This window comes from Aeromicrobium sp. REDSEA-S32_B7 (assembly GCF_001626145.1).
Classification (GTDB): domain Bacteria; phylum Actinomycetota; class Actinomycetes; order Propionibacteriales; family Nocardioidaceae; genus Aeromicrobium; species Aeromicrobium erythreum.
The window spans coordinates 1-3,643 of record NZ_LUNF01000004.1 but is presented as its reverse complement, the minus strand read 5'-3'; the positions used below and the strand labels follow the sequence as shown (position 1 = coordinate 3,643).

The 3,643-nt window shown below is 65.9% G+C and carries 5 protein-coding genes; 1 reads left to right on the top strand and 4 read right to left on the bottom strand.

From position 1 onward, the window contains the following. The 4 genes from A6Q79_RS00345 to A6Q79_RS00330 all read right to left on the bottom strand — a co-directional run. On the bottom strand, positions 1–485 hold a 485-nt coding region (locus A6Q79_RS00345; RefSeq protein ID WP_317695233.1), incomplete at its 3' end, for a hypothetical protein. Positions 486–506: 21 nt separating this feature from the next. Then, positions 507–1,256: a nucleotidyl transferase AbiEii/AbiGii toxin family protein gene (locus A6Q79_RS00340; RefSeq protein ID WP_317695230.1), complete on the bottom strand. Its 750-nt coding sequence runs from the start codon at positions 1,254–1,256 to the stop codon at positions 507–509. Beyond that, positions 1,253–1,846 carry a hypothetical protein gene (locus A6Q79_RS00335; protein WP_317695227.1) on the bottom strand — a complete coding sequence of 198 codons (594 nt, stop codon included), beginning with the start codon at positions 1,844–1,846 and terminating at the stop codon, positions 1,253–1,255. The genes A6Q79_RS00340 and A6Q79_RS00335 overlap by 4 nt, the downstream gene beginning before the upstream one ends. A gap of 763 nt (positions 1,847–2,609) precedes the next feature. Then, the gene (locus A6Q79_RS00330; RefSeq protein WP_292604650.1) at positions 2,610–3,011 is read right to left on the bottom strand and encodes a MerR family DNA-binding transcriptional regulator; all 402 of its coding nucleotides are present in this window, start codon (positions 3,009–3,011) and stop codon (positions 2,610–2,612) included. Positions 3,012–3,529: 518 nt separating this feature from the next. Here A6Q79_RS00330 and A6Q79_RS00325 point away from each other — a divergent pair. Continuing rightward, a partial coding sequence (locus A6Q79_RS00325) for an FAD-binding protein (protein ID WP_317695236.1) occupies positions 3,530–3,643 on the top strand: 114 nt, incomplete at its 3' end.

Sequence of the window (3,643 nt, the reverse complement as noted above, 5' to 3'; positions counted from 1 at the left end):
GCGCAGTACTGGTCGACGATCTCGGGATACCGGGGCGTGCCCCACCAGGCGGACGGATACAGAGGCCCTTTCGTGAGAAACGCCAGCCAGTTGCCGAGGCCATTGGTGGCGATCCAATCAGTCGCGAGGGCAGGAGCCCCTTGCTTCTCGGACCGAAGGTCGGACTTCGACTCGTCGGTCGGCAGCATGGCTCTGAGGTCGTCCAGCAGGCTCTCGAGAAGAGCCTGGACCGCAGCGAGATCGTCGACACGCTCTGCAACGGCAGTGATCGCCAGTCGCGCCGGCTCGGTTGCCCATGCGTTCTTGCGCAGCATGTCCTCGTCCGACCAGGGCCCTTCGGCGTGTGCCAGGGTCTCCACCGCATTCGTGTTGCGATACCAGTTGCTGACCAGCCCGACTGCGGCCTCATGGATGTTGCCCTGCGATGGCTCGAGCCCCTCTCCCCACTGCTGGCGGGCGAACTCCATGATCTGCTCAAGTGACATGCTCATCGTTCGTTCCCTCTACTAACGCCAGTGGCCTGCCTGTGGATCCCAATTGCGGATCGTCTCGCCGGAGCCCACCACAGGATCTGCGAAGGCGAAGACGCCCTCGAGGACTCCGGCGAGTGACTCAGGTAGGTGATCGGAGTTGCTGCGCCGGCGCCAGGCAATCCAACGCGCCTGACCGAGGTCGGCGTACCCGTCGAGGACTTCAGCCAGCGGCGACAAGTCCGCACCACGGTGAGCCGCGACGGCATCGATCGCCATCCGAAGGTCCGAGGCCGACACGGAGTGCCGCCGCGAGAGCGTCCAGATGTCTCCGAAGTCGCGCCACCGAGTGTTGGCGACGCCCCGCTGGATCGCGGTCACCGCCAGGCGGGCGCCCATGCTGACGCGAATGCCGGAGTACGCGTCCTCCTCCCGAATCACCTCCGACTTGGCCGCCTCGGGAAGGAACACGACGCCGTCCTCCAACGGCGACGACGCCTCGACGATCGAGCGGACGAGCTCGAGCACGGTCTCGGCATCGTTCGCCAGGTCGAGCCCAGCGAGGTCCACGTCCCGCGTCGGCCGGCGCTCGTCGAAGGCGGCCAGTAGTACGCCGCCCTTGAGCACGAACCGATCCCGAAGGTCAGTCGCGGCCAGCCGGCTCAGGAACGCCTCCAGGACGTAGAGCTGCAGCAGCTCCTGGGTCGGGCGCTTCTCGCGCTGCGCACGATTCCTCAGATCAAGATAGGCGTCAGCCTCAGGCGTTCCCCGAGATATTCGGCTCACAACAGGATTTCCAGGGTCTTGCGCATGGCGCTCGCAGCCCGCGGGAACGACCTCGACAGCCGGAGCACCTCAGACGGCTGCCCGCCCTGGCGAAGCCATCGCTTGAGGGCATCGTTGGCGAGATCCTCGCCCACGAGATGCCGGAGGCGGAAGGCGTCGATGATGCTGCGCTCGGCCGAGTAGATGCCGATCGAGTGATGGTCATCGAGTGCCAACTGGTCGCGACCGAGCTCGAACGTCGCCTTGTCGAAGTGGCGCCACCTGACGGGCACGTTCGTCCCCGGCATCCCCCTCCCCCGCGGGATCGCGATGTCGAACTCGGCCGGGATGTCATCGATCAGTCCGTGCCTGGACAGCGCTGACCTCAGGCAGATCGTCGCCATGGGGGCCTTCGCGGCGATCTCCAGCAGGTCGTCGTCGCCGATTGAGTCAGCCTTGCGATACAGGCCTCGCGAGATCGCGGTGATCTGGCCGCTTTCGATCAGCGAGCGGAACTGGCGCTCGTTGAGCCGTTCGCGTGCATCGGAGTATCGAAAGGTGTCCGGGAGCATGGCGAGCAGCACTGAAGCGGTAGACGTCACCCTGCTCACCTCCGTAGGAAATCCTCAACAGATCTGCCTCTAGTGTACAGGTTTTCCTACATGGTGTCTCCGTGCGAGGCGTGACCCGTGTGGCCGGTCGTCGATCGGCTTCCGACCGGGATCACCGGGGACCAGCAGCTCACGCCGAACGGCGACAGTCGCATCCGAAATGACAGAAGGCCCGGACCTGATGGTCCGGGCCTTCTGTGACTGGTAGCGGGGGCAGGATTTGAACCTGCGACCTCTGGACGCCATCAGGGGCATCGCGAGGACTACGGTTTCGGGCCGGAAGCTACCGATTCACGTGGTGTGGTGAGGGATTCCCCCTCGCTTCCGGTCTCAGGATACCGGTTTGGTGCGGAGCGGAACGGACCCAATGTGGACAGTAAATGGCCACAGGTCCAATCCCCCGCATGTCCGTTGGTGCGTGCCTGGGGAGCCCTTCGCCCCACTCTGCGGCGACCTAGACTCAGCACTGTGAGCCGGAGCTTGATCCAGCGCGTGCATAATCCCCGCAACGGCGAGTGTGGCTGCGACGCCGCCTGCTGGTGCCGCCGTACGGCGGTTGGTCGCGCGGTCAAGTGGTGGTTCCCGGCCAGGCTCTTTGGAGTGCACCACCAGAGCGAGGCGACGGCGCAGTGGAAGCGCGACCAGGACTCAACTGGATAGGCCGCTGGAACGCAAGCGACGGTCGGTTCCCAGTTGGATGCGGGGTTGCCGACGATGTCGTGGGAACCGGCGAGCTGGCGGCCGGACGAACGTCGACCCCGCATCACGTGTCTGGGGCGATGATGTGACAGATCTTCGAGTCGGTGCAGTCCGCTGGATCGAGGCGGTGACTGCGGCTGATGAGGCCTTCGAGGTCCCTTTCCAGGGCGGCGAGTTCCTCTTGCCGGGTCCTGATGTCGTTCAGCTTGGTCATGAGCAGGGAGTGGACGTGGGCGCATGGGACGGCGCCCTCGCGGCGCTGGTCGAGGATGCTGGCCAGCTCGACCAGGGTGAGCCCCGCTGACTGTCCGCTGCGGATGAACGCGAGTTGGGCGAGGACCGAGGCGTCGTAGTCGCGGTATCCGTTGGGACCCCGCGGTGGCTGGGGAAGCAGGCCACGCCGCTCGTAGAAGCGGATGGTCTGTGCCGCTACGCCCGCCGCCTCGGCAGCCTCTCCGATGCGCATGCTCTCATTCTACGCCTTGACCTTGCACCATGGATCAAGGTTTAGCGTGACGGCCATGGACATCACGCTGCTCTACTTCGAGGACTGCCCGAACTGGAAGATCGCGGACGAACGACTCCGCGTCGTTGCGTCGGAGGCCTGACCTGCCGCCGCTACCGCACGCCGGACGGATTCCAAGGCGCACCGACCCTCGAGCAACTGCGGGCGGTCCTGGCCGATGCGTGACCGCATCACTACATCGGCCCCATCGCGGCAATGGCCGGCGCCATCGGTCTCTGTTGCGGCCTGCCGGTCCTGTTGTCGCTGGGGATCGCCGGCGCCATCGCTGGCTGGTCCCTGCAGAGCTGGGCGCTGATCGGGCTAGGGCTCGCGCTCGCCGCTGCCGGATGGGCACGGTGGGTCCGAGGCCGGGGACGCGATCGTCCGACCCATCACCCGAGACCGACCGCGCAGGCGGACACCTCACCCGTACAGAACGCTGACAACTCCACCGACCTGACAGTCAAGGAGAACACCGCATGAACCAGCACTTCGACCTGATCGTGATCGGCGCCGGCATGGCCGGGGTCGCCGCCGCGAACAAGTGCGCAGCCCAAGGATGGGAAGTGGCCATCGTCGACTCACTCCCCTAC